Source organism: Ectobacillus panaciterrae DSM 19096, from assembly GCF_000430785.1.
GTDB lineage: Bacteria > Bacillota > Bacilli > Bacillales > Bacillaceae_G > Ectobacillus > Ectobacillus panaciterrae.
The window spans coordinates 32,235-56,506 of record NZ_AUMR01000013.1; the positions used below are offsets into that span (position 1 = coordinate 32,235).

A 24,272-nucleotide genomic window follows, 5' to 3' on the forward strand; every position below is an offset into this window, starting at 1 on the left:
ATATTGGGAATTTTAAAAATGTCAGATGACATCCAGAGAGATGAGTTCCGTACATATAATGAAAAGGGAGGTTTACCAATGACAAATAAGCGTCGTCTATTCACATCTGAGTCCGTAACTGAAGGACATCCTGATAAAATTTGTGACCAAATTTCTGACTCCATCTTAGATGCGATTTTAGAAAATGATCCTAATGCACGCGTAGCTTGTGAAACAACAGTAACAACTGGGTTAGTATTGGTAGCTGGAGAAATTACAACTTCTACGTATGTAGATATCCCAAAAATCGTTCGTGAAACAGTTCGCGAAATCGGTTATACTCGTGCAAAGTACGGCTTTGATGCGGAAACTAGTGCGGTATTGACTTCTATCGATGAGCAGTCTGCAGACATCGCAATGGGTGTTGACAAAGCGTTAGAAGCACGCGAAGGTTCTATGACAAATGAAGAAATTGAAGCAATTGGTGCGGGAGACCAAGGCTTAATGTTTGGTTACGCATGTAACGAAACAGAGGAGCTTATGCCTCTTCCAATCTCTCTTGCGCATAAACTGTCCCGCCGTTTAGCAGAAGTTCGCAAGGATGAAACATTAGCGTACTTGCGCCCAGACGGCAAAACGCAAGTAACGGTAGAGTATGATGAGAACAATAAGCCAGTGCGCATGGATACAATTGTTATCTCTACACAGCATGCTCCGGAAGTAACTCATGAACAAATCGAGCGTGATTTAAAAGAACACGTTATTAAACCAATCGTTCCAGCTGCATTAATTGATGACAACACAAAATACTTCATCAACCCGACAGGCCGTTTCGTAATCGGCGGACCTCAAGGCGATGTTGGTTTAACTGGACGCAAAATCATCGTTGATACGTACGGCGGATATGCTCGTCACGGCGGCGGTGCATTCTCCGGTAAAGATCCTACAAAAGTAGACCGCTCTGCAGCATATGCAGCTCGTTACGTTGCGAAAAACATCGTAGCAGCAGGCCTTGCTGATAAAGCAGAAGTACAGCTTGCATACGCAATCGGTGTAGCGCGGCCAGTATCTATCTCTGTTGATACATTCGGAACAGGCAAAGTGTCTGAAGAAGTATTAGTAGAGCTAGTACGCAACAACTTCGACCTTCGTCCGGCAGGCATCATCAAAATGCTTGATCTTCGCCGTCCGATTTACAAGCAAACAGCTGCTTACGGTCACTTCGGCCGCAACGAGCTTGATCTTACTTGGGAACGTACGGACAAAGCTGCAACTTTAAAAGAGCAAGCTGGTCTATAAGATAATAGAGGAAAGCCCTACGCGAAAGCGCAGGGCTTTTTTTGGCAAGAAATTATAAAATTCCGCGGCAATGCTTCTAATATGCAGGGTCGGACTCCAAGTTGTAATTTGTCGATAGAAGACGTTTTATAAGAACCTTTGACTGTTTAAGAAATTGGTGCAGGAAACAGCAGGATGCCGGACTAATATTAAATAAAGAGAAAAAACAAGTTTTGGGAGCGCAGCATCGACAGCAAGACAAGCACCTAGTTCAAAAATCGAACAGAAAGGTAGGAGTTGTACAGTGAATCGAGATATAACTTTACAGCAAATTGCTCAAGATATTCCTGCAGGCATTATTTATGCTACTGATAAAGAGCTGGAGGATTTGCAAAAAATCCTGCAAGAAGCCCTCAAGTTGCGGGAAGGACATAAAAATTTGCAGAAGCTTATTCAAAGCTTCACTGGAAAAGGAATGGCTGGATGAAATGTTTCTTCTATAAGCGTCTGCAGGCTGCTGATAAGATCAGCAGCTTTTTTATTGGAAAGAAGGTGTAAGCTTTGAGGAGAGATGTGTCCAGCTCCATCGGCTAAGCGCAGAGACCAAGGTTCTCTGCGCTTAGTCGGTTCTGCGTTTCTTCTGGAATTTTTTGAGAAAAACAGTTGCAATAATGACACATCTGTCATTATAATAAAAATGACAGATGTGTCATTTATTTTAAAAAAAGGAGGAAATGAAGGTGTCTCCTAAAATTTCCGATGAAGAAAAGCAGCAGCGCCGTCAGCAAATCATTCAAGCAGCGATGGAGGTATTTAAGAAAAAGGGATATGAGCCTGCTACTATGAGAGACATTGTAGAGGAAACCGGTATGAGCCGGGGATGGGTGTACTTATACTTTTCGAGCAAGGAAGAAATTTTCCGTGCAATGGTGGATGCGTTAGATGAACAAAATGATCAGCATGTGCAGCGTTTATTAGAGGAAACAGGTTCTGTATGGGAAGCATTGAATGTGATTCTTACTATACAGGAGCAAGAATTGGAAGGGAATATGGACCCAATGGTACCTGTTCTGTATGAGTATTTTGTGGGTGGATGGAGAGAAGAAACGCGCAGGGCATATTTAATGGAGCGTTACGAAAAACAAAGTAAAAGAATACATTCTTTCTTTCAAGAAGGGATTAAACGAGGAGAATTTCAGCCGGAGCTGGATATCGATTTAATCGCTAAATTTATTTTCGGTTACATGGAAGGTTTGCTTGTTCATGCGCAAGTGTTAGGTGGTAAAAACCTACGTGTAAAAGAACAGATGAATTTTCTTCGCCGCAATTTATACGATCTTTTGCACGTTCAACCCAAATAAAAAGGGGCGTCTTTATGAAAATCTTTAAAAATCAATTGTTTGCAAGATTGTTTTTTGCATCCTGTGCTTCACAGCTTGGCACAACAATTGGAAACATGGCATTTGCGTTTTACTTGCTGGATCGCTTCAGCAAGCAGCCGTACTTAGCGACGCTGGCAGAGCTTATGTATGCTTTACCGACATTGTTCGTATTTTTTGTGGTAGGAGTTGCGGCGGATCGGATGGACCGGAAAAAGATTGCAGAAAACTCTGATTGGATTCGCGCCGGCTTGACGGTGTTATTGCTTGCGGCGGTTTGGTTTCAATCCTTATTCTTTATCTTTCTCATTTTGTTTGTAAGAAGTGCAGTGGCGAAGTTTTTTGCACCTGCTGAGATGAGCTTGCTGCAGGGGATTTTGGATAAGGAGGAATATATGCAAGCTTCCGGGCTTAATCAAGCTGTTATGGGAATGTTCATGCTGTTTGGCATGGGACTTGGCGCATTGTCCTATCGTTATCTCGGTATGGAAGGAGCCATTGTTATTGATGGAGTAAGCTTCATTATCTCAGCAATTCTGATTCGCAGCTGCGCCATTCCAATGGAAGTGCGCCTGCCTAACGGCAAAACTCGTGTAAAAGACCTTGATTTGCGCAATGTGTTATCCGATTTCCGAAAAGGCATTGTATATGTCCTGAACTTTAAACTTCTTCTCGCTATTATCTTCGGCTTCTTCGTATTCGGTCTCGTTAACGGTGGATTTGCAGTTCTTCCGATTTTTACCATGAAATATAAATTGGCACCTGACAGCTATGAATTATATACCTCACTATTTTCTATTCTTCTTGGAATCGGCTTTATTACTGGAAGTGCAATCAGCAATAAACTCATTCAAAAGCTGCAGCCATACCGTGTTATCATCTTTGGTATTTTCTTAATGGGTGCTGGTACGGCTGTCCTAGGCTTTATTGCAAACATATGGCTTTATCTTGCCTTCGTATTAATAGTAGGAATTATCATCGCACCAGTAAACGTTGCGTTAAGCGGATGGATGAATGAACTTGTGGATCCGAAATTTATGGGCCGTGTTACGGCCTGGATTGATCCGTTTATGATGTTTGCGCATTCTTTGGCATTGGGTATTATCGCAGCGGTTTTCCCGAACTGGATCAGTGTAGATACCTTATATTACGCAATAGGAATTTCAATGGTTGGTATTTCCTTCTATTACTTAGCGGTGCTTCCTCGAATGGTACGTGCGGAGCAGCGTGCGAGCTTGCAAAATGAAATGCCGGTTTAAATAAAGAAGCACAAGCATAATTTGCTTGTGCTTCTTTTTATTTCAGGAATTAACTGTCAATGCCGTCACGGAAATATTTCACCCAGTGCTTATCTCCAAGATGTTCATGATCCTGAGCGGTTTGTTCAAGCACCTCGAGCAACAGGCGTTTTGCATCTCGAATATGGGCTTCAAATTCTTTCTCTTGCGCTCCGTCAATTTTACTTCCATGCAAAGCAAGTAGGGCCGTTTCTTTTTTATGAAGATCTAGCTTTACATCAAGAGCATAAAAAACATGCTCTACATACTTCACGATATCTTGATGTGAACTTCCTAAACGTTCCTTGAAAAGCTGCAGCTTCTCATTCATCGATACGCTCATTGGTTTCCCCCGCTTTTTAAAAGATGCAATACGATCATGAGTATAGCATGATGATATTATAAAAGAGGATTTTTTTGGATGGAACAGATGATAAAATATATGCTTTATTGATGATAAAATGTAATATTGTTTTATCCTTTTTACGACGTGAAGGTTTTCATGTGAAGAGACATTAACTTTTCGCCGCAGTTCAGGAAATACATGGTAAGATGATACTATATATGAGTGAATGATAATTTCGGCATTTCCATGTACGATGTGCAAAGAAAAGGGAGTACGGTATGCTTCTTCTCTCTGGTTTCCCCTTGCATGAACCACGACAAAGGTTTGACCGCTTCTGCACGTCTTTTAATCTCTCACCACTATCAACGGTTTTTTTATTAACTTGTATATAGCTTTTCTTTATGTATATAAGGAAGAATACTGTAAGCAAAACTGACTAAAGCAGGTGTTTTGTGAAAATTTCATTTCGTCAGATTTTTTATCATATATTCGTGTCTTTATTGTCTTTGCTCGCGTCCTTCATCATTATGGATTACTACGTTGATGATATCATAAGCCGTATGATTCCCTATGCTTCTGTGGCGGTGTTTTTACTCATTCGCTTTATCGGTGCGTCCGTGTTTTATTTTTTGTATGTTTGCATCGTGTCGTTAATGAAGCATAAGCGTATTCGCTTCTTTAAGCCTATCATGCTTTATTTCAGTCTCTTATATTTGGTTCTTTTGGGGGCCATGCTGTTTGCAAGAGAACCAGAGGCCGGAAATGTAAAGGATAATTATGTCCCGTTTCATACGATTATGCTGTATTTGAACAATAATGTGGCCCCTTTATATATTATTACGAATCTATTGGGAAATATCGTTTTGTTTATTCCGGTCGGCGCTTTTCTTTGTTACATACTGCGCAACAAGTATGTTGCCGCAATTTTTGCGATCCTTTGTATCAGCGGCATAGAAATTGCTCAGCAGCATAATACAATCGGCAGCTTTGACGTTGATGATATTTTACTTAACTTTTTAGGAGCATGCATAGGCATAATATGCTGTTCCGCTATATTAAAAAGAAAAGCAAAGGCGTGATGCCTTTGCTTTTTAAAAACGCTTCTCTGCCTCCAGCAGAGGCGCATCGCCATAAATTGCCTGTTCTCCATCCGAGGTGTGCAGAGTATAGCTCCTTACGGTAAACGTTTCTCCTTCTGCGCTTAGCTCATATTCTAATAAGATGCCGCTTTCAATTTTTCCTCATACAAAAACGGCTCTATTCATTCAGGTTTGTCACAATATAAGCAGGCGTTTCATCTTTCAAATAGCTCAGCAAGCAGAAGTAAAAAACGGTGAAAGGGAAAAAATAAGACACATATCCATAACGATGTGTGCCTCGACCCTATAGTTTAGGAGGGTAGCAGTATTACTATAAATAATTAATTCTAGTTTATTACTGATACAGGGTCCAAATTGTTATTGCATAGACTAGTATATCATATGAAACATGAATATTGTTTTATTTTTATAAATTTTCTGTTTTACGAAATATTCAAGATATAATTTCGGTAGAGAAGAAATTATGGTTTTTTATGCAAGTGGTTTCGATTTCAGATATAAAAAATTTCATTTCTAGTATTCTTAAATCAGGATAATTTTATGCAAAGTTTTATACAAGTTTACAAAGGAAAATAAAATAGACGGTGTAGCACTAGACATTAGTTACTTTGTAATCATCGGTAAATTGGCTGTATCCTACGAACCACCCGTTTCTGGGATTTTCTCGTGCATTAAACGCCATTCAGTTGGTTTAAATAACTAGAGCTTACGGTATTTAGATACAAAATATTATTTCCAATAATCTGGGTTATGTGAAAAAACCTCCTTCAGTTCAATATCTGAAGGGGGTTTTTATAGATTTATAGATACATTGACTACCGATAATACTGATTATATGAAGTTAAAACCTTATGGTTGATAGCCGTTCCTTATTCCACATTCCTTTCATTAACTAATAAAAAATAGCTAGTAGAACAACAAAACTGAAAGGGAAATGAATATGAAAAATATCAGTAATAAATTTTTATTTCTATTGATGCCTCCATTTTCAGGGTCAACAATGATAAGACAATTATTAATAACTAGTAACTCTGTTTCTGCTCTTCCGTGGGAGGGGCAGTTCTTGCCAGGTGCCAGGGAATTTCTTCGTAAGGAAAAAAGGATGTGGGACTCTAATTTAAAATCAATTGGAAATTAATAAAGGAAACTTTTTACGAAAATTGGGATTTTGATAAGCCGATATTATTCGAAAAAAGTCCCCCTCATTTAGTCAGAGCATTAAAAATAGAAAAAGTTTTTTCTCCAGCATATTTTCTTATTAGTATACGTAACCCATATGCCCATATAGAAGGTTTAATGAGAAGAAATTATAGTGACTCTCCAACTGTATGTGCTGAATTTTGGTTGAAATGTGCAAAGTTCCAAATTCATAACTTAAAACATCTAAAAAATACGTGCTTCTTCCGTTATGAAGATCTTACAGACGATACTGAAAAGACTATAGAAAAAATACAATCCTTTATTCCCGAAATTGGATACCTAAATAAAGATAAAACTTTTACGGCACATAATATTACTAAAAAACCTATTGAGGGAATAGTAAATTTAAATAATTTGAAAATCTCTTTACTCAAACAAGAAGTAATTGATGAGATTACTAAGACCTTACAAAAAGAAAAAGAGATTGTAAATTACTTCAACTATGAACTCATAAATTAATAAATATATGCAAATCGCAACTAATACTTTGGCATGGATAACGCCTAAATACGCTGGAGCACTTTTTCTGGAAACATATCGAGATGTACCAAAATTGACAAAACAGATTTTCGGATGTCCTACTATTTAGCATGAAACCGATTAACAATGACACTTTCAGCCAGCCCATCTACCAGAGAGTTTCACTAATGTTATAGAGTTATGCTTAAAGTAACACTAAAAAAATTGAAATGGCATATGTAAATCAGTACTTTTAGCATTTGAAGCACTGGTCTTTTTGTATCAAATTCTGGTAATGCTAATTATTATAATATAATACAAATACGATTAACATAGTGTTACGAAAACCCCCATCTGATAGAATGGAATTAATAGAAAAAAGGGTAGGATTATTATGATGGAAACCTTAATACTACTGATATTGCTTTTTATGTTATATGAACTGATTAAAACAAAAAATGAACTTAGGTTCTTTAGAAATGACGTAAAACATTTACTAGAAAAAGAGGACAAAGATATATAAATTTACTTCCGATAATGAATGTTATGTAAACAAAAAGGCTCGTCAGAACAAAAATCTGATGAGCCTTTTTTATAGAACGTTAGATTCCGTTATGTAAACCTCACATGCATACGATGTTCATAATTTTAGCTTCTTACATCTTTTAAAAATTCCTATTATAACAAACGTATGTTCTTGTTTTTTGTTTGTGTTTCGTTGATAATAATACATATAGAAAACGATTTGTATGAAGTGGAGGAATTTATATGAAACTTATTACAATGCCTGATCTTTCATCAAGACCATTTCATCTAACGGTAGAACGTTTGATGGATTCATCGCCCGACGTGCTTTTCCGAGCGTGGACGGAGCAGTTTGACCGTTGGTTTGCCGCGCCGGGATCGGTGCTGATGAAGGGTGAAGTCAACGCGGTCTTCTTTTTCGAGACGCATTATGAGGGAAAGCGTCATCCCCATTACGGACGATTTCTGAGGCTTAACCACAATCGTCTTGTCGAATTGACATGGGTTACCGGGAGCGGGGGGACAAAGGGAGCTGAAACGGTTGTCACGGTTGAACTCGAACCTCACGATAACGGTACGAAGCTGCGTCTTACACACGCGGGGTTTCCAGATGAAGAGTCAAAAAACCAGCACGAACAGGCATGGCCGATTGTACTTGAGCAACTTGACAAGCAGATGATGACACGTACTTGATAAACTTCAGCATCAATCTCCACCAAATTGTGACAATGTCTTTCTACTTGAGAGATTTCGACACAAACGAAAAGAAGCCTTTTTTATATACTGTTATCACTCCGAGTACGCTCTCAAAGTCTCTTCCCATTCTGCAGCAAAGTCACCGGGGCTTTTTTCATACATAATAGGGGCAGTACTACATCGCCATCAAGCTAAGTGAACTACCACGAACCTAAAGGTATCGTAGTTTTACGCCCACAAATATAAAATAAATACCCCGAAAACGAAAAAATACGCTATTCTTTCTGTATAACTTGTGGAAAGAATGGCGTATTTTTGTATGACTGTTTCTATATCTCAAGAGTTACAACTATTTGCAGAGTATTTAGTATAAGGGTCTCTCCTTCATTCAAACGTTCCTTTTATCAGCGGAACACCCTTTTCTACCATCACTTGCCCTCGTGCCATTACAGTGGAAATTGTCAATGTTTCCTTTTGCAACAATACGATATCAGCATCCCTCCCGGTTTGGATGCTGCCCTTGCTTGAAAGCTTCAGCACTTGTGCGGGATTCGTGGTGATGACCTCCAGTGCCGTTTCCAGCGGGATGCCTTCCTCTAAAACAGAATCGCGCACTTCGTGATATAGCGACGATACTTTTCCGACTTGAAGGCCTGCATACTCCCCATTGCTGTCAAAGAAGGGAAGGCTGGCCTGCCCGTCTGAAGAGAAGGTGATGTGCCCGACTGGAACTCCTTCTTCAAGCATTATGCGCAATGCCTTGCTGCACTTCACTTCGCCTTCCTCCAAAAACTGAGGAATGGTACTTGTAGTAAAGTCTACGTATCCGCCTCGCTTCGCGTAATCAACACCCGCCCTGAATAATTCTTCATTTCGATTGATATGTGTCGGATGGAGATGCCGAATTGGAATGTTGGTTTTATCTGCAATTTCATGCAGCAGTGAAAGCTTTCCATCTCCGTCCCCTACATGAACTTCTAATATGCCGGCTTTTCCTGACAGAATACCGCCATTGCGTGCCGCAGCGGCGATTTTAGCCAGTTCCTCAAATGTAGGTTCTGATGATCTATGGTCGGAGATTGCAATCTCCCCGACACCGATAATTTTGTCGATTAAAATAATATCGTCTTCGATTTTTCCCGTCAGTGTTTTTACTGGCACTTGATAGGAGCCTGTATGAATGAAGCAGGAAATACCCTCTTCTTCAAGCGCCCGTGCCTTGGCAAGCAGACTTTCCATTTTCCGCGTTGTCCCGTCCGTACCAAGTAAGCCGACTAGTGTTGTAATACCTGCAGTTGTAATATCAGTGAGTATCAGCTCGGGGGTGCGGGTTTTGAATCCGCCCTCACCGCCTCCGCCAATAATATGAACATGTGAATCGATAAATCCCGGAACAACCAAAAGATTTGCCGCATCAATGATTTGAATAGGGGCAAAGCTGTCAGGAATCGCGATTCTGTCATCTATGAATGCGATTTTATCATTTGCAATCAATATATCTTTCCGTCCTAGGTAACGTGGTGCGTATACTTCGCCATTTTTAATTAAAGTAAGCAATTCGTTTCTCCTCCTGTCAATACTTCCTGTCCTATATCAGAATGGACCATATCCAATAAAGTGAGCTGTGATGACCGCTATTAATCCGATGAGATATTGAATGAGCACCAGCGGCAGAATCCACTTCGCCCACTTTGTCCAAGGGATGCCTGCAATTGCCAAGCTCGCCATTAAAGTGGTCGCGGTCGGGAAAATCATATTTCCGATTCCGTCCGCAAAAGAGAAAGACAACACTGCAGTCTGGCGTGTAATATGCAATAAGTCTGCGAGCGGCACCATAATCGGCATTGTCAGCATCGCATGACCGCTGCCGGACGCTAGAATAAAATGAATAAGAGTTTGGAAGCTGTACATGCCGGCAACACTTAAATAGGCCGGAATATGCTGGATAGATTCAGCTACTTGATGCAGCATAGGATCGACGATATGTCCCTCATTCAATACAACAAGAATGGCGCGTGATACGCCGATTATTAAAGCACCGCCGAGCAAGGCCTCAGAACCCTTGATAAAGGAGTTGATAATGTGATCTGCAGACAGTTTTCCGATGATTCCAATTACAATTGTCAATACAACGAATAAGGCTGCGATTTCTGTAATGTACCATTGGAACTTGATGACACCAAACGCCAAGATGATATAGTTAATTAAAAAAGCGCCTAAGATGTACTTATGTCTCGCTGTTAACCTCGCACTTGATTGCAGCAGCTGGTTCGCTTCCTCTTTTTTATATTTTCCGTAGATTCCCATAGAAGGATTTTTCTTTACCTTCATTGCATAACGATAGATATAAGTAACAGAAACAAGGTAGACGACAACAAATAAAACAAGGCGGAATCCCATACCTGAGAACATCGGCAATTCTGCGACTCCTTGCGCAATTCCTACTGTGAAAGGATTCATGATGGCAGTCGTAAACCCTGACAATGCCCCTACTATGACGATGGCAGTTCCTGTAATTGCATCAAATCCCAGAGCCAACGCCAGCGGAATGACAAGAGGAACATAAGCCAGTGTTTCTTCCGCCATCCCCATTAAGGAGCCGCCTACAGCGAAAACGAGCATCACGACAGGAATCAATAGCTTTTCACGCGTCGCCAGCTTCCGAGCCATTGTGGCAATAAGCACGTCAATCGTACCTGTTGCGCGTAAGACACCGAAAAATCCTCCGATAATTAATAAGAAAAAGATAATATTTCCGGCTTCTACCATTCCTGTATGAACAGCTTTAATCATGTCAAAGAATCCGACCGGCGCTGATGCAATCCATTTGAATGAATCTGGATTTACTGTTGTGTGCCCATCTTTTTCAATATGCGCATATTCCCCGGCCGGCAAAATATAAGTTAATAAAGTTGCTATTGCGAGAATGCTGAACAGCAATACAAAAATATTGATTTTTCTCTCTTTTTTTCCCGCTGTTCCAAGTGGAATAGTCTTTTCTTGTAGTTGGCTCATAAGTGTCTCTCCTCTGTATTTAAAATAAATGCATGAAATTAAAACGCTTACAACATGGTTCCCACCTATAGACTATCTTCTTTTTTTCTCATATTCTGCTGTTTCCCTCCTTTTCAAATCCATGAACACTTCACTGCTTTATATAAGCAAAATCTGTGCCAATATGATTAGATTGATTTTCATGAGAATTTTATGGTTAGATTAGATTTTTAGGTTTTTATTGTTCTTTTTTGGTGATATAATAGAACCAATTTAAAGACAAGCAGGTGTTTTTATGTCAAAATCCTCACTTACACTTATAGCGGGAAGCTCAAAAACAAAGCAAGCCCTGCAGGAACAGCTGGAACAATTGCTTGGAGACTATGTGCATATTAAAAGCTATGCTACGGATGAGGGAATACCGCAGGCTCTGGAAGATACAATTATCTTGTATTCATCAGATGCCGCTTATGATAAAACAAACGGTATGTATAGCATGAATGCCGAGAAAATAATTGTGGGAAAGAGAACAGTTCATCATGAATATATTGACAAACTTTTAAGAATACCTGAAGGTTCAGCAGTTCTGGTGGTGAATGATGATGATGATGCAACTATAAGGCTTATTGAATCCTTATATCAGCTTGGTGTCGATCATGTTCAATTTATCCCTTTTCGGAAGGGGAATTTGTTTTATGAGGATGTTCAAATTGCTGTTTCACCAGGAGAAACACATCTTTGTCCTTCTTATATAAAAGAAGTAATCGATATAGGTGTGCGTCTTTTTGATATGACAACAATTCTGGAAGTTGTAGAATGCTGCGGTTTGAACAAGGATATATCCTCGAAGATTTCAGAAAGGTACATTAGCAATATCATTGAATTACAACGTAAGCTGCTATATGCAGAGCAAGAAGCAAAGCGGATGAGTGAACATATCCAAAATGTGGTAGGAACTGTTGATGATGGGATATTGGTCGTTAACCAGGAAGGACGGATTACGGTATTCAATCATCGACTTGCGGCATTGTTTCATGTTGTTGCACAAGATGTGGTTAATACGTATATAGAACATGCGATAAATCGCCGGGATATTACTGATTTCATCATGAACGGCAAGGATGAAAGCAAGTTCTTTGACATAGACGGCGTGGATGTCGTAATTTTTCGATTGCAAATGATAAAAGAAAATACAATTGTCGCAACTTTCAAGAGTGTGCATCAAGCCTTTGAAATTGAAAAGACAGCGCAAAGAGAAATGCGAAATAAAGGATTTCATACGAAATACGGTTTTCATGATATTATCGGCGAGCATGATGTAATGAAAGAGTGCAAGCAGATCGCCAAGAAGCTTGCCTTGTCGGAGCATCCGATTTTGATTCAGGGGGAGACAGGAACAGGAAAAGAACTGTTTGCGCATGCAATTCATGAGCATTCATTGCGGAAAAATGGACCGTTTCTGGCTGTGAACTGCAGCGCATTAACAGAAAGCCTGCTTGAAAGCGAATTGTTCGGCTACGAAGAAGGGACATTTACAGGAGCGCAAAGGGGAGGCAAGAAAGGTCTGTTTGAATTGGCGGATAACGGGACTATCTTTTTGGATGAAATCGGTGACATTAGTCTCACAGTTCAATCACATCTGCTGCGCGTTCTGCAGGAGGGGGAAATCCGCAGAATTGGCGGCAGAAGAATCATACCGATTAATGTTCGAGTGATTACCGCAACGAATAAAGATCTTCAAGGAAAGATGCGGGACGGTTCATTCAGAACAGACTTGTTTTACCGGCTGAATGTACTCAATCTCTGCATTCCGCCGCTCATTAAGAGAAGAGCGGATATTCCGCTTTTGGTTAAGCATCTCATCACAAAGAGCGGGAAGTGGGTAAAGGTAGAGCAAGACGTGCTGGAGCATTTCATGCAATATGAATGGCCCGGCAACATACGGGAACTGAAAAGCACAATTGATTACATGCTGACGGTTTGTGAGGGAAATATCGTGACGAAAAGAGACCTTCCGTCCATGCTGGGACAAGCGGGAGACAGTATGACATCCGAATATTCCGCATGTGAAAGTATGCTGGAAATGCAGGAGCGCGCTTTCATCTTGGGAGTAATCAAGCAATGCAACGAAAAAGGAAAAGCGGCAAGCAGAGAGCTGATTTCAAGCCAAAGCAAAGAATCGGACTTTGTCTTGTCCCCTCAGCAGATCCGTCGCCGCTTGGATATTTTAGAAAGCGAAGGATTCGTCGTCAAAGGCAGAGGACGGGCCGGCACGAAGATAACCGCTGCTGGAATAGAGTATTTATATTTTCTTAAGTCAAAGCATGCAGTGTATTGCTAAAGAAATCATTCCTGCATGGGGCTTTTGAATGAAAATGATATAATCAGCCACTACTAATAGGGGTAGTACGCCATGCCCATCAAGCTAATATTTTGAAGTAACCTAAAACGAAAATTTTATCTTTCACAATTGTCTATGAGAATTCAGCTCATTTTTTTCGTTTTGGGGAACAACGGATTTCTTAGCTTGATGGCGGTGGGGCGGTACCCCTACAGATTATAATCTGATAAGAAAATGATTATATAATAAATGAAAAACGCTTGGATTCGTTCAAGCGTTTTTTATCGGCGATTTCTAATAAAATCATGGCACAATTCCAATACTAATAAAAAAGAGGTGATTTTAATGGGAAAATGGAATAAACAGGCGGCACCGAATAATAATTTGCCACCTGACACAATCCGGTCATCTGAACTCCTATTAGGAAAGAAAGCAGACCATGAATTTTCAGAGGAGCTTTCCGATGGCGGAGAAAGAGATCAAAACATTCAGATACTCAAAAACAGTCCTAAATAGAAAAAACTGGTGGTGCAGCGGTGGCGATGAAAAAATCGTCACTATTTTTTTGCTTTGTACTCAACAATTTTTCCATCAAATTTTCTTAGAGCATAACATTTGCAATATGGTAACACTACGCTAAATATCATCTTTTAGACTTTAATTGCTAAATATTTTTGGTTGACGATATATAAAGGAAGGATTATTATTAAATCGACATTCATATCTTCAAATAATCAAAGATTCAAAAAGAAGGTGTACTCACGTGAAATGGAGAGGACGATTTGAAAGTTATAGCAAGGAAGCTTTCCGAAAAGATTGTATTTCTGGATTGATTGTTGGGGTTATTGCCATTCCTTTAGGTATGGCTTTTGCTATTAGTTCAGGGGTGAAGCCGGAATATGGTATTTACACTACAATCATTGCAGGGATCTTAATCTCTATGTTTGGAGGATCTAGATTTCAAATTGGAGGTCCTACCGGTGCCTTTATCCCCATATTGCTTTCAATTGTTATGCAATACGGGTATAGAAATCTGCTTATTGCAGGATTTTTAGCGGGGATTATGCTCATCTTAATGGGGATTTTTAAAATGGGGACGCTTATTCAGTTCATTCCTCGGCCTGTGACCATTGGATTTACTGCAGGGATTGCTGTCATTATCTTTACAGGACAAATCGCTAACTTCTTAGGACTTCAACACATTGAAAAACATGAATATTTTATATCTAACATGAAGGAAATTGGAATTCATATTGCTACTATAAACCTTTACAGTGTGTTAACAGCCTTTATTTCCCTTATTATTATTTTAGTAACACCTAAGGTATTTCCAAAGGTTCCTGGATCCTTAATTGGACTTACCATTTCCAGTATTGTTGCGTTCTTTCTGTTTAACGGAAAAGTTCCTACTATTGAGTCGACATTTGGTTCTATACCAAGTAGCCTCCCCGCATTTCATCTCCTCGAGATGGACTTTGGAAAAATTCAGGCACTTCTTGGGCCAGCTTTTGTTATTGCCATGCTAGGCGGAATTGAATCTCTTTTGTCTGCAGTTGTTGCAGATGGAATGACTGGAAGTAGGCATAACAGTAACAGAGAACTAATAGGCCAAGGCCTTGCTAATGTAGTTACACCTTTATTTGGAGGTATCCCAGCTACTGGTGCGATTGCCCGGACAGCTACTAATATTAAAAGCGGTGCGGTCTCACCTATGTCAGGGATTATTCACGGTATAGTCGTACTTATAGTGTTATTAGTGTTCGCTCCCTATGCCTCACATATACCGTTGGCAAGCATGGCTCCGGTTTTAATGATTGTGGCGTGGAATATGAGTGAGCGAAAAGAGTTTATCCATGTTCTTAAGACAAAAACAAGTGATGCCGTAGTATTGGCTATTACGTTTCTTCTAACTGTATTTCTAGATTTGACTACAGCTGTAGAGGTTGGTTTAATTCTTGCAGTGATTCTATTTGTAAAGAGAATGAGTGAAATTTTGACGGTCACTAAGGTACTACCTGATCCTTCAGTCAAACATCATAAATTAATGTCACACATGGTTAGCGAAGGTCATGACTGTCCGCAAATCAGTATTTATACTATCGAAGGACCTTTATTCTTTGGTGCTGCAAGCATGTTTGAAAAGTCTATTATGAGTACCATTCATTATACACCTGAGATTTTATTGTTACGTATGGGGAAGGTTCCCTTTATGGATACGACAGGTGAAACAAACTTAGCAGGTATAGTCAAACACTTTAAAAGTCATGGTGGATTAGTATTGCTCTCGGGTGTTCAAGCTCAACCTAAAGATGTGTTGAAACGCACTGGATTATATGAATTCATTGGAAAACAGAATTTCTTTGAACATACAGGGGAAGCACTTGCATATGCATTGACCCAAATCAAATATAACAAGTGTTTAGGCTGCAAGCATTTTGCATTTCAAGAATGTGCTATTCTTTCTCAACCAAAAGCTTCACATGCAAGTATAAATAGCTTTAACAAGCTGAATAAAAATAAGATTGAACCCTCTAGTTAATTGTTGAAGGTAACTTTGTATTGTCATTAATTTTAATGAATGTGAACGTCTCTATATAAAGAGGATCTATATAAATTCTGAGGGTAGTTTACTCTAAAACAGTAAAAAAGATTGGGGGATTTCTAATTGAATTTAGAACTACAGCAATTCAAAGCAGATTTTTTTAAAGCATTAAGTCATCCTTTGCGGATTCGTATTCTTGAGTTACTAGGTGAGGGCGATAAGAATGTAAATGAACTTCAAAGTCTGATTGGCAGTGAAGGATCTGCAGTTTCTCAACAACTTGCAATTTTACGAAATAAAAATATTGTATATGGAACCAAGGAAGGCAATAAGGTAACATATTCCCTTCGAGACCCAATGATTGTCGAGTTATTATCTGTTACTCGTCAAATATTTAACAATCACCTAGTAGATACCATTTCAATGTTAGATAAATTTAATGAAGATTAAAAGCGAGCGTTATAAAACGGAGGCGTTTGATGTCTATTAACAGAATCATTTCCCCCTTAGATGTCTTAAGAAAGGATAACAAGGCATGAATTCTTTTGACAAAGAACGTCTCATTACAAAAGAAGAACTTATTCAATTAGGGCTTCAATATCTGCAGGGAGTCGGTATTTCATATATCTGTAATGTGTGTATTTCAAATGGCGGTTCCTGTTGTATGCATTGCAGCGATTTAGAAGACGGAAAAGGCTGTCAACAAAGAAATACTAGCTGTACTGCTTGGTTATGTGGGTTTCTGAAGTTTATCTTCTATGAAGCAGGATTACTCGAGGAATGGGAGCAATTTTGGGAGCAAGTACCGGGTAGAGCCTTTAGAACGGATTATACCCCTTCTGTTGTTCCTATACAAAAAGGGATACAAATTCCCAATATCCAGTTTTTAGGTCGAGCTTTTGCAAAAGATTTAGCTTGTTTGACTAAGAAACATAATAATTGGGATTATATCATTACATTAAACAACGAATTAGATCGATATGTGACAAGGCTTTCTATATATAATGACTTTGAAACTTTAGAAGAAGCTAAGACAGAACTTGAGAAATTAACATGGGGTTTTTATTCTTTTCGGTTAGCTCTGCAAGATTATAGAAGTCGTTAATGTACTTTCATGACATGTTGAAGTATGAGGATATCATGATATTGATTGCAAAATTGATGGTATTGGAGCTATGCAATTAAAATCTGAATTTGTTAAAAAGGTTTAAATGGGGTTAGGGTTAGTTTGGTTAACAGAATGGTTTTTCTGATTTTGGATAGACTGATCCCGTAAATCAATCTGTTCTTTTTTGATCATATGCATGGCTTCTACTCCCGAAAGAATGGATGTAGCTGTTTCAAAAGACTTGAACCCTAACAAATGAAGTTTATAAACTACTAACAATTCGTTCCGCTGCCTGACGGGCTCCAGAAACATTACGAGCAATGGGTCCCATTTCAAACTCTGCTAACGCGCTTTACTACAGATAACGCTGATTATGTTAAGTAAACATCAGCTAAAAAAGAGAATAAATCTCAAGGTTTATTCAGGCTGTTGATGAAATATCAACAGCCTGAATCTATATTTTTTCGTAAAATATAGATTTTGCCCTTGTCCCTAAATCAATCCCAAATTGTCTCTTTTACTGCCACGACTCTAATTCGTTTATAATCAGCTACCCACTGATTGTCTTGATACAGATAAGGGCGTACCTTTTCTTTTATTTTTTTATATAAAATGATTTGATCTTCTTTTGTGAATTCAGGGAAAAAGTCGTCTGCAAAGCTGTCTAACCAATGATTTAATCCTTTGTCTCCATCTATTAATGGAGTAGGCCGATTATAGTGCTGAGCCAATGAAACCTTAAATCCATAACTTTCAAGTAGTGTGCTATACTCGCCAATGCTCGGAAAATACCATGGATTTCTGTTGGATGAATCAATTCTATATTCCTCTAATAGGATATCCGTTATTCCCTTAATAATAGTTTGAACATTTCCCTTTCCTCCAAATTCAGCTACGAAGCGTCCTCCAGATTTTAAAGCAAGATGAACAGATTCAATGACTTTTGGGGCTTGTTTCATCCAATGAAGAGCTGCGTTAGAGAAGATGGCATCATATTTTTCCTGTGTTCTAAAGTTTTCACCATTTCCAACCATAAAGGTTAACTGAGGATATTTTGCACATGCTTTTTCAATCATTTGATCAGAGAAATCCATTCCTATCACAGCAGCACCTGATTTTGAAATTTCATAGGCCAAATCCCCAGTTCCACAGCCTAAATCTAAAATTCGCTCTCCTGGCTGCGGCTGAAGAAGCTCCACTAATCCTTTCCCAAAAAGAGATACAAAACTTAACTTATTATCATATAAATCAGCATTCCATACATTTTGAGAACTCATAGATACTTCCTCCCTTGAAATGTAAATTCAGATTATATCTGAATGATTTAATCATAATATACCGATTCTTATTCGTCTAAGATATATAATCTATTATGTTGATAGTTACAGGCTATAAGGGGGGATTATTATGGAAATGAGGTTATTCGAGTATGTGTTAGAAGTATACCGAAAGCAAAGGCTTGATGCCTTTGCTTTTAAAAGCGCTGTTCTGCCTCCAGTAAAAGCGCATCGCCATAAATGGTCTGTTCTCCATCCGAGGTGAGCAAGGTACAGCTTCTTACGGCAAACGTTTCTCCTTCTGCACTTAGCTCATACTCCAATAAGATGCCGCTGTCTAACAGCTCTCCATTTGCATATGCATGTACATATTCACCTTGTGCCGCTTTCAATTTTTCCTCATGCAAAAAACGGCTCCATTCATTCCAGTTTGTCACAATATAAGCAGGCGTTCCATCTTTCAAATAGCCCAGCAAGCAGCCTTTATCGAAGATACGTCCGTTCACCTGCTTAGCAAGCAGAATTAAAAAACGGTGAATAGATGCGTATTGTTCGTAGGAAAGTTTTTCAGAGAATGAAATGATGATCTCTTTTGATTGTTCGTGCATGTCCGTTTCAACTAGCTTAGAGAGAGCGGGGGTCAAAATGTTTTTCAACATTGTCACAGGGTTTACATTTCGGTAAGAAACTCGTACTTTCAGCATTATGAAATCCTCCTTCTGTTTGACGTTATAAGTATGGCATACAGGTGATGAAGATTCTGTGAACACAGTCACAAAAAAGCAAAGAAATGTGATTTATTTCACATTTCTTTTTGTGCTGCTTTTATATGATGAAAGTGTAAAGAGCGCGTTCGAAATTGTAAAGTGCAGAGAGGAGAATGGATATGGTGACTGTTGTAAAACCCGCAGCAGGTCAGCAAATGGATAAAAAGAAGGGGCGAATCGGTTCCGATTGGAATCCTGAAAACCCAGCCTTTTGGGAGACAGAAGGAAAATATCACGCAAGACGCAATCTATGGATTTCTGTTCCGTCTCTTATGTTGGCTTTTATCGTCTGGCAAATTTGGTCTGTTGTGGCAGTACGATTAAATGACATCGGCTTTTCATTTTCACAAGAGCAATTATTTACATTAGCAGCGATTCCTGGGCTTGTCGGCGCGACCTTGCGCTTTGGCTATACATTTGGCGTCGGAGCAATTGGAGGACGAAATTGGACAGTGCTATCTACTGCGGTACTTGCGATACCGGCCGTCGGAATCGGGATAGCAGTGCAAAATCCTGATACGCCGTATTCTGTTATGCTCCTGCTTGCGGCACTTTGCGGACTTGGCGGAGGAAACTTCTCATCTTCTGTAGCGAACATCAGTTTTTTCTTCCCGAAAAAAGAAAAAGGAACCGCGCTTGGTATCAATGGCGGTTTAGGAAATATGGGTGTTTCTATTGTACAGTTCGTAACACCGCTTATTATTACAACGGGAACATTTGCGGCAATCGGCGGAGATGGACATGTGTTGGCAAGTGGTCAGCAGCTATGGCTGCAAAACGCGGCATTCATTTGGGTGATTCCTATTCTTATCTTAACTGTCGTCGCATTTTTCTGGATGGATAACATTCCAAATGCCAAGCAATCGGTATCTGAGCAATTTATCATCGTAAAACGTAAGCACACCTGGATTATGACTTGGCTGTATGTTGCAACGTTCGGTTCTTTTATCGGCTATTCTGCGGCATTTCCATTATTATTAAAGGCACAGTTTCCGAATTATGTAGCGCTTGCATTCTTAGGGGCTTTCGTGGCTGCCGCGTTCCGTCCGATCGGCGGATGGATTTCCGATAAGTTTGGAGGCGCCCGTGTAACAGCTGCGGCACTGATCGTTATGGCAGTTGGCGCAGGCGCTGTCATCATCTTCTTGCAGCATAAAAACTTTACCGGCTTCTTGGTTTCTTTCCTGGTATTATTCATGACGGCAGGTATCGGTTCAGGCTCTACCTTCCAAATGATTCCGAATATCTTCCCTGTTAAGGAAGCGGCATCGGTTCTCGGATTTACTGCAGCCTTTGCTGCATATGGTTCTTTCTTTATTCCAAAGCTGTTCGGCTGGTCTGTGAATACAACAGGAACGCCAGCAACAGCATTCTATTACTTTATCGGATTCTATATCGTGTCCTTCCTGTTGAATTGGTATTATTATCAACGTAAGAACGCAGAGGTGAAGTGTTAATATGAAGCATAGAAAGGAGCGCGCAGCATGAGGGAAACAAAACTGCGGGATATACACAGCCGCCCGCTTCGGGATTTGCGCATTTCCGTAACGGATCGCTGCAATTTTCGCTGTATTTACTGTATGCCGAACGATGAATTCAGAACGCAGCCCTGTTTTATGCCGCGAGAAGAATTGCTTACCTTTGAGGAAATCGTTCGTTTGGCGAAACTGTTTGTTGCTCTTGGCGTGGAGAAAATTCGTCTGACAGGCGGGGAGCCGCTTCTTCGCAAGGACTTGCCTTTGTTAATTTCCATGCTTTCGCAAATCGGAGTACCGGATATTTCGCTTACAACAAACGGGCTTCTTTTAAAGAAGTTCGCGCCTGCTTTAAAGCAAGCTGGAGTCGGTCGCGTGAATGTCAGTCTCGATGCATTGGACAATGAAATTTTCATGAAAATGAACGGGGTGGGCATCCAGGCGGAAACGATTATTGAGGGTATGGAAGCAGCGAGGGCGAACGGCATAGAAGTGAAGGTGAATATGGTCGTGAAAAAAGGCGTCAATGAATCGCAAATTCTTCCGATGGCGCGCTTCTTTAAAGAAAAAGGCATTATGCTTCGATATATTGAGTTTATGGATGCAGGCTCCAAAAATAACTGGAAGCTCGATGAAGTGGTTGCAAGCAAGGAGATTCATGACATGATTCATGAAGAAACACCGCTTGAGCCGCTGAATCCGCATTATCTTGGAGAAGTGGCGGAGCGTTATCAATATGTTGGAACAAACAAAGAGATAGGCTTCATTTCCTCCGTTTCCGCTGCATTTTGTTCCTCCTGTACGAGAGCACGGCTTTCGGCCGATGGACATTTTTATACTTGTTTATTTGCGGAAAAGGGAGCTTCATTAAAAGAACTCATTCGTTCTGAGGCATCCGATGAAGAGATACTCATATATTTACAGCAAGCGTGGGAAAAGAGGGACGATCGTTATTCCGAAGAGCGTTCTTCTTATTATGAGAAGGGCAAAGAAAGAAAAAGAATTGAAATGTCTTATATAGGCGGATAGATGTAAAAGGGCTGGTTCATGTGCGGATCGGCTCTTTTTATTTCATCAAGCGAAAAATGAAAGATCCGTGACAAATATCACATTTGGGGCGGTAGTGTGATGAACATCACACTTTTTTGTGCTTCAGTTCGTTATAGTGAGAGTAATAATATGAAGCTGTTATCAGGCTCAGGAGAGAATGTGCGAATTAGCGCATTTGTATCGTATTCTTGCAAGTGATGTTGTTATAATAGAAGGAGTACAAATCTTATGAAAATTGTGCGGGTCCGCAGGAATAGGTAAGGAGGAAATTTGCATGTATGATATCGTAACATCGCCCATTTCAATTGGAGCAGTAACTGAGCATGTTATGCATCGAAACGCGGGAGCGGTTGTCACATTTATTGGTACAGTGCGCGAATTAACAAACGAAAAATGTACGCTTTATTTGGAGTATGAGGCATACGTACCGATGGCAAAGAAAAAGTTAAAGCAAATCGGGGATGAAATTCAAGAGAATTGGCCGGGAACGAGATCAGCTATTGTGCACCGCGTCGGGCGTCTGGAAATTGGAGATGCGGCGGTTGTGATTGCCGTATCGTCTCCTCATCGGAATGATGCATATGAAGCGAATCGTCACGTGATTGAGCGTATCAAGGAGCTTGTGCCGATTTGGAAGAAAGAGCATTGGGAAGATGGAGAGCTGTGGATCGGCAATCAGCAGGGAACGATCTCTTATGAAAACGGCAAGCCGGAGGTAGAATGATGATTACAGTGTTATTGTTTGCGCATTTACAAGAACAAATTGGAGAGCGGGAATTGAAGCTTGCTGTGCCAGCGATGACAGTTGCGGAATTTAAGAGCATGATGGAAGCGGAATACGGTCTATCTGATGCAGGAACCATTATGATTGCAGTGAATGAAGAATTTGCGAACGACCATGATATGATAAACGATGGAGATACAGTTGCATGTATTCCTCCTGTAAGCGGCGGTTAAGAAAGGAAGATAGGCAATGAGTGAATTTACACATTTTAACGAACATGGAAAAGCACGCATGGTGGACATTTCTGAAAAAAATGAAACGGCACGGACGGCGCGGGCTGCTTCGAGTGTCATCGTTTCACAGGCTGTATATGAAAAAATGACAAAAGGCGAAGTGAAAAAAGGAGATGTATTGTCAGTTGCGCAAGTAGCAGGAATTATGGCGGCGAAAAAAACATCAGATATCATTCCTATGTGCCATCCTCTTGCATTAACAGGCGTTGATTTTTCTTTCCGCTGGGAGCCTAAAGAAGAAGAGTACGAACTGATGATTGAATCCTTTGTGAAAACGAAAGGAAGCACAGGGGTAGAGATGGAAGCTTTAACTGCAGTTTCTGTATGCGCGCTGACAATTTATGATATGTGCAAAGCAATCGATAAAAGCATTACCATTGGTCCGACTTATCTCATAACAAAGACAGGCGGCAAAAGCGGTGATTATAAACGGGCAGAGGCGTGAAAGATATGGAACGATACTCGCGGCAAATATTATTTCAGCCAATAGGAGAACAGGGGCAAGCAGAACTGCAGAATAAGCATGTTCTTATTGTTGGAGCAGGCGCGTTAGGCTGCGGCAATGCGGAAGTACTTACGCGGGCAGGTGTCGGGAGAATTACAATTATAGATCGTGATTATGTAGATTGGAGCAATCTCCAGCGTCAGCAGCTGTACACCGAAAAAGATGCGGCAGAGGGGATGCCTAAAGCAATTGCTGCTCAGGAGAGACTTAGAAGCATTAACAGTGATGTCGAGATTAAGGGCTATGTAATGGATTTGAATGCCGAACAGCTAGAGAAATTCTGTTCCGGCGGCATAGATGTGATAATAGACAGCACAGACAACTTTGAAACGCGCCTTCTTATTAATGATGCATCGCAAAAATACAGTATCCCTTGGGTATTTGGATCGTGCACAGGCAGCTACGGTCTTTCTATGGCCATTATACCAGGGAAAACGCCTTGTTTTCGCTGTTTGCTGCCAAAGCTGCCGGCATATAGTTTAACATGTGATACTGTAGGCGTCATTGGCCCTGCCATTACCATGACGATATCCTATCAAACGGCGGAAGCGCTGAAGCTGCTGACCGGAAATGAAAAAGCAGTTCGTCATTCTTTAGTTATATTTGACGTTTGGAATAACGATCATATGTTTTTGCGCACGGGCAAGATGAAGAATGAGGCGTGCCCGTCTTGCGGAGACATGCGTGCATATCCAGCTCTGTATGAAGAGGGCCAAAAGGCCGCGGTGTTATGCGGCAGAGATACGGTACAGCTTCGTCAATCCCATGCTTTTGACTTTGAGGAATTAAAGCAGCATATGGAGCGCATCAATCAGCCGATTCAAATGAATCCATATCTCGCCATTACACAATTAGAAGAGCATCGGGTTGTGCTTTTCCGAGACGGACGCGTACTTGTTCATGGAACAAAGGATAGTGTCAAGGCTCGATCTCTATATCAAAAATACTTCGGGTAGC

The 24,272-nt window shown here is 40.3% G+C and carries 24 protein-coding genes and 1 pseudogene; 19 read left to right on the plus strand and 6 right to left on the minus strand.

From position 1 onward, the window contains the following. The first annotated feature begins 78 nt into the window (after positions 1–78). From metK to H540_RS29025, 4 genes are all read left to right on the plus strand, one after another. A complete protein-coding gene (metK, locus tag H540_RS0105120) occupies positions 79–1,278 on the plus strand; it encodes a methionine adenosyltransferase (RefSeq protein WP_028399712.1) in 1,200 nt (399 codons plus the stop codon). 283 nt (positions 1,279–1,561) lie between these two features. Further along, entirely contained in the window at positions 1,562–1,744 is a 183-nt protein-coding gene (locus H540_RS0105125) for a hypothetical protein (RefSeq protein WP_028399713.1), read from the plus strand. Between the two features lie 253 nt (positions 1,745–1,997). Next, on the plus strand, positions 1,998–2,618 hold the full coding sequence (locus tag H540_RS0105135; protein ID WP_028399715.1) for a TetR/AcrR family transcriptional regulator: 621 nt from the start codon (positions 1,998–2,000) through the stop codon (positions 2,616–2,618). 14 nt (positions 2,619–2,632) lie between these two features. Next, the gene (locus H540_RS29025; protein WP_051316999.1) at positions 2,633–3,895 is read left to right on the plus strand and encodes an MFS transporter; all 1,263 of its coding nucleotides are present in this window, start codon (positions 2,633–2,635) and stop codon (positions 3,893–3,895) included. 49 nt (positions 3,896–3,944) lie between these two features. Here the strand turns inward: H540_RS29025 and H540_RS0105145 are convergent, their stop codons facing one another. Continuing rightward, positions 3,945–4,256 (minus strand): histone H1/H5 family protein, encoded by a 312-nt coding sequence (locus H540_RS0105145; RefSeq protein WP_028399716.1) that lies wholly within the window; start codon positions 4,254–4,256, stop codon positions 3,945–3,947. Between the two features lie 455 nt (positions 4,257–4,711). Between H540_RS0105145 and H540_RS31320 the strand changes: the two genes are divergently transcribed. The 3 genes from H540_RS31320 to H540_RS0105170 all read left to right on the plus strand — a co-directional run bounded on the left by H540_RS31320 (position 4,712) and on the right by H540_RS0105170 (position 8,236). Continuing rightward, on the plus strand, positions 4,712–5,338 hold the full coding sequence (locus H540_RS31320; protein WP_051317000.1) for a VanZ family protein: 627 nt from the start codon (positions 4,712–4,714) through the stop codon (positions 5,336–5,338). Positions 5,339–6,496: 1,158 nt separating this feature from the next. Then, positions 6,497–7,018 (plus strand): sulfotransferase, encoded by a 522-nt coding sequence (locus H540_RS0105160; protein WP_281172464.1) that lies wholly within the window; start codon positions 6,497–6,499, stop codon positions 7,016–7,018. A gap of 768 nt (positions 7,019–7,786) precedes the next feature. Next, complete coding sequence (locus tag H540_RS0105170; protein ID WP_028399719.1) at positions 7,787–8,236, plus strand: SRPBCC family protein; 450 nt, start codon at positions 7,787–7,789, stop codon at positions 8,234–8,236. A gap of 387 nt (positions 8,237–8,623) precedes the next feature. Here H540_RS0105170 and iadA read toward each other — a convergent pair whose 3' ends face one another. Together iadA and H540_RS0105180 are read right to left on the minus strand one after the other, a co-directional pair. Then, positions 8,624–9,796, minus strand: coding sequence for a beta-aspartyl-peptidase (gene iadA / locus H540_RS0105175; protein ID WP_028399720.1), 1,173 nt, complete (start codon positions 9,794–9,796; stop codon positions 8,624–8,626). A gap of 36 nt (positions 9,797–9,832) precedes the next feature. Beyond that, entirely contained in the window at positions 9,833–11,254 is a 1,422-nt protein-coding gene (locus H540_RS0105180) for a YfcC family protein (RefSeq protein ID WP_028399721.1), read from the minus strand. A 274-nt stretch (positions 11,255–11,528) separates the two neighbouring features. Here H540_RS0105180 and H540_RS0105185 point away from each other — a divergent pair, with 274 nt between their 5' ends. The 6 genes and pseudogenes from H540_RS0105185 to H540_RS31785 form a co-directional block, all read left to right on the plus strand. After that, positions 11,529–13,574 carry a sigma 54-interacting transcriptional regulator gene (locus H540_RS0105185; protein WP_028399722.1) on the plus strand — a complete coding sequence of 682 codons (2,046 nt, stop codon included), beginning with the start codon at positions 11,529–11,531 and terminating at the stop codon, positions 13,572–13,574. A 345-nt stretch (positions 13,575–13,919) separates the two neighbouring features. Then, positions 13,920–14,090, plus strand: a complete 171-nt coding sequence (locus H540_RS33985) for a hypothetical protein (protein ID WP_169729566.1) — start codon at positions 13,920–13,922, stop codon at positions 14,088–14,090. Between the two features lie 247 nt (positions 14,091–14,337). Then, positions 14,338–16,113 carry a SulP family inorganic anion transporter gene (locus tag H540_RS0105195; protein ID WP_028399723.1) on the plus strand — a complete coding sequence of 592 codons (1,776 nt, stop codon included), beginning with the start codon at positions 14,338–14,340 and terminating at the stop codon, positions 16,111–16,113. 126 nt (positions 16,114–16,239) lie between these two features. Further along, positions 16,240–16,566, plus strand: a complete 327-nt coding sequence (locus H540_RS0105200; RefSeq protein ID WP_028399724.1) for an ArsR/SmtB family transcription factor — start codon at positions 16,240–16,242, stop codon at positions 16,564–16,566. Positions 16,567–16,651: 85 nt separating this feature from the next. Then, entirely contained in the window at positions 16,652–17,221 is a 570-nt protein-coding gene (locus H540_RS31325) for a hypothetical protein (RefSeq protein WP_051317001.1), read from the plus strand. A gap of 28 nt (positions 17,222–17,249) precedes the next feature. After that, positions 17,250–17,327: pseudogene (locus H540_RS31785) on the plus strand (PhnA domain-containing protein); the annotation flags it as partial. Here H540_RS31785 and H540_RS31790 read toward each other — a convergent pair. The 3 genes from H540_RS31790 to H540_RS0105215 all read right to left on the minus strand — a co-directional run bounded on the left by H540_RS31790 (position 17,324) and on the right by H540_RS0105215 (position 19,205). Beyond that, entirely contained in the window at positions 17,324–17,503 is a 180-nt protein-coding gene (locus H540_RS31790; protein WP_155890952.1) for a hypothetical protein, read from the minus strand. The pseudogene H540_RS31785 and the gene H540_RS31790 sit on opposite strands and share 4 nt — an antisense overlap. 218 nt (positions 17,504–17,721) lie before the next feature. Beyond that, positions 17,722–18,501: a class I SAM-dependent methyltransferase gene (locus H540_RS0105210; RefSeq protein ID WP_028399725.1), complete on the minus strand. Its 780-nt coding sequence runs from the start codon at positions 18,499–18,501 to the stop codon at positions 17,722–17,724. A gap of 197 nt (positions 18,502–18,698) precedes the next feature. Further along, on the minus strand, positions 18,699–19,205 hold the full coding sequence (locus H540_RS0105215) for a hypothetical protein (RefSeq protein WP_028399726.1): 507 nt from the start codon (positions 19,203–19,205) through the stop codon (positions 18,699–18,701). 218 nt (positions 19,206–19,423) lie between these two features. Here H540_RS0105215 and H540_RS0105220 point away from each other — a divergent pair, with 218 nt between their 5' ends. The 6 genes from H540_RS0105220 (at position 19,424) to H540_RS0105245 (ending at position 24,271) form a co-directional block, all read left to right on the plus strand. Beyond that, complete coding sequence (locus H540_RS0105220; RefSeq protein WP_028399727.1) at positions 19,424–20,725, plus strand: NarK family nitrate/nitrite MFS transporter; 1,302 nt, start codon at positions 19,424–19,426, stop codon at positions 20,723–20,725. 27 nt (positions 20,726–20,752) lie between these two features. Further along, entirely contained in the window at positions 20,753–21,772 is a 1,020-nt protein-coding gene (gene moaA, locus H540_RS0105225) for a GTP 3',8-cyclase MoaA (RefSeq protein ID WP_028399728.1), read from the plus strand. A 295-nt stretch (positions 21,773–22,067) separates the two neighbouring features. Next, positions 22,068–22,517 carry a molybdenum cofactor biosynthesis protein MoaE gene (locus H540_RS0105230; protein ID WP_028399729.1) on the plus strand — a complete coding sequence of 150 codons (450 nt, stop codon included), beginning with the start codon at positions 22,068–22,070 and terminating at the stop codon, positions 22,515–22,517. Next, on the plus strand, positions 22,517–22,750 hold the full coding sequence (gene moaD / locus H540_RS0105235) for a molybdopterin converting factor subunit 1 (RefSeq protein ID WP_028399730.1): 234 nt from the start codon (positions 22,517–22,519) through the stop codon (positions 22,748–22,750). Before H540_RS0105230 ends, moaD begins: the two co-directional genes overlap by 1 nt. Positions 22,751–22,766: 16 nt before the next feature. After that, positions 22,767–23,255 carry a cyclic pyranopterin monophosphate synthase MoaC gene (gene moaC, locus H540_RS0105240; protein WP_028399731.1) on the plus strand — a complete coding sequence of 163 codons (489 nt, stop codon included), beginning with the start codon at positions 22,767–22,769 and terminating at the stop codon, positions 23,253–23,255. Positions 23,256–23,260: 5 nt separating this feature from the next. Further along, on the plus strand, positions 23,261–24,271 hold the full coding sequence (locus H540_RS0105245) for a ThiF family adenylyltransferase (protein WP_028399732.1): 1,011 nt from the start codon (positions 23,261–23,263) through the stop codon (positions 24,269–24,271). Position 24,272: the final 1 nt, after the last annotated feature.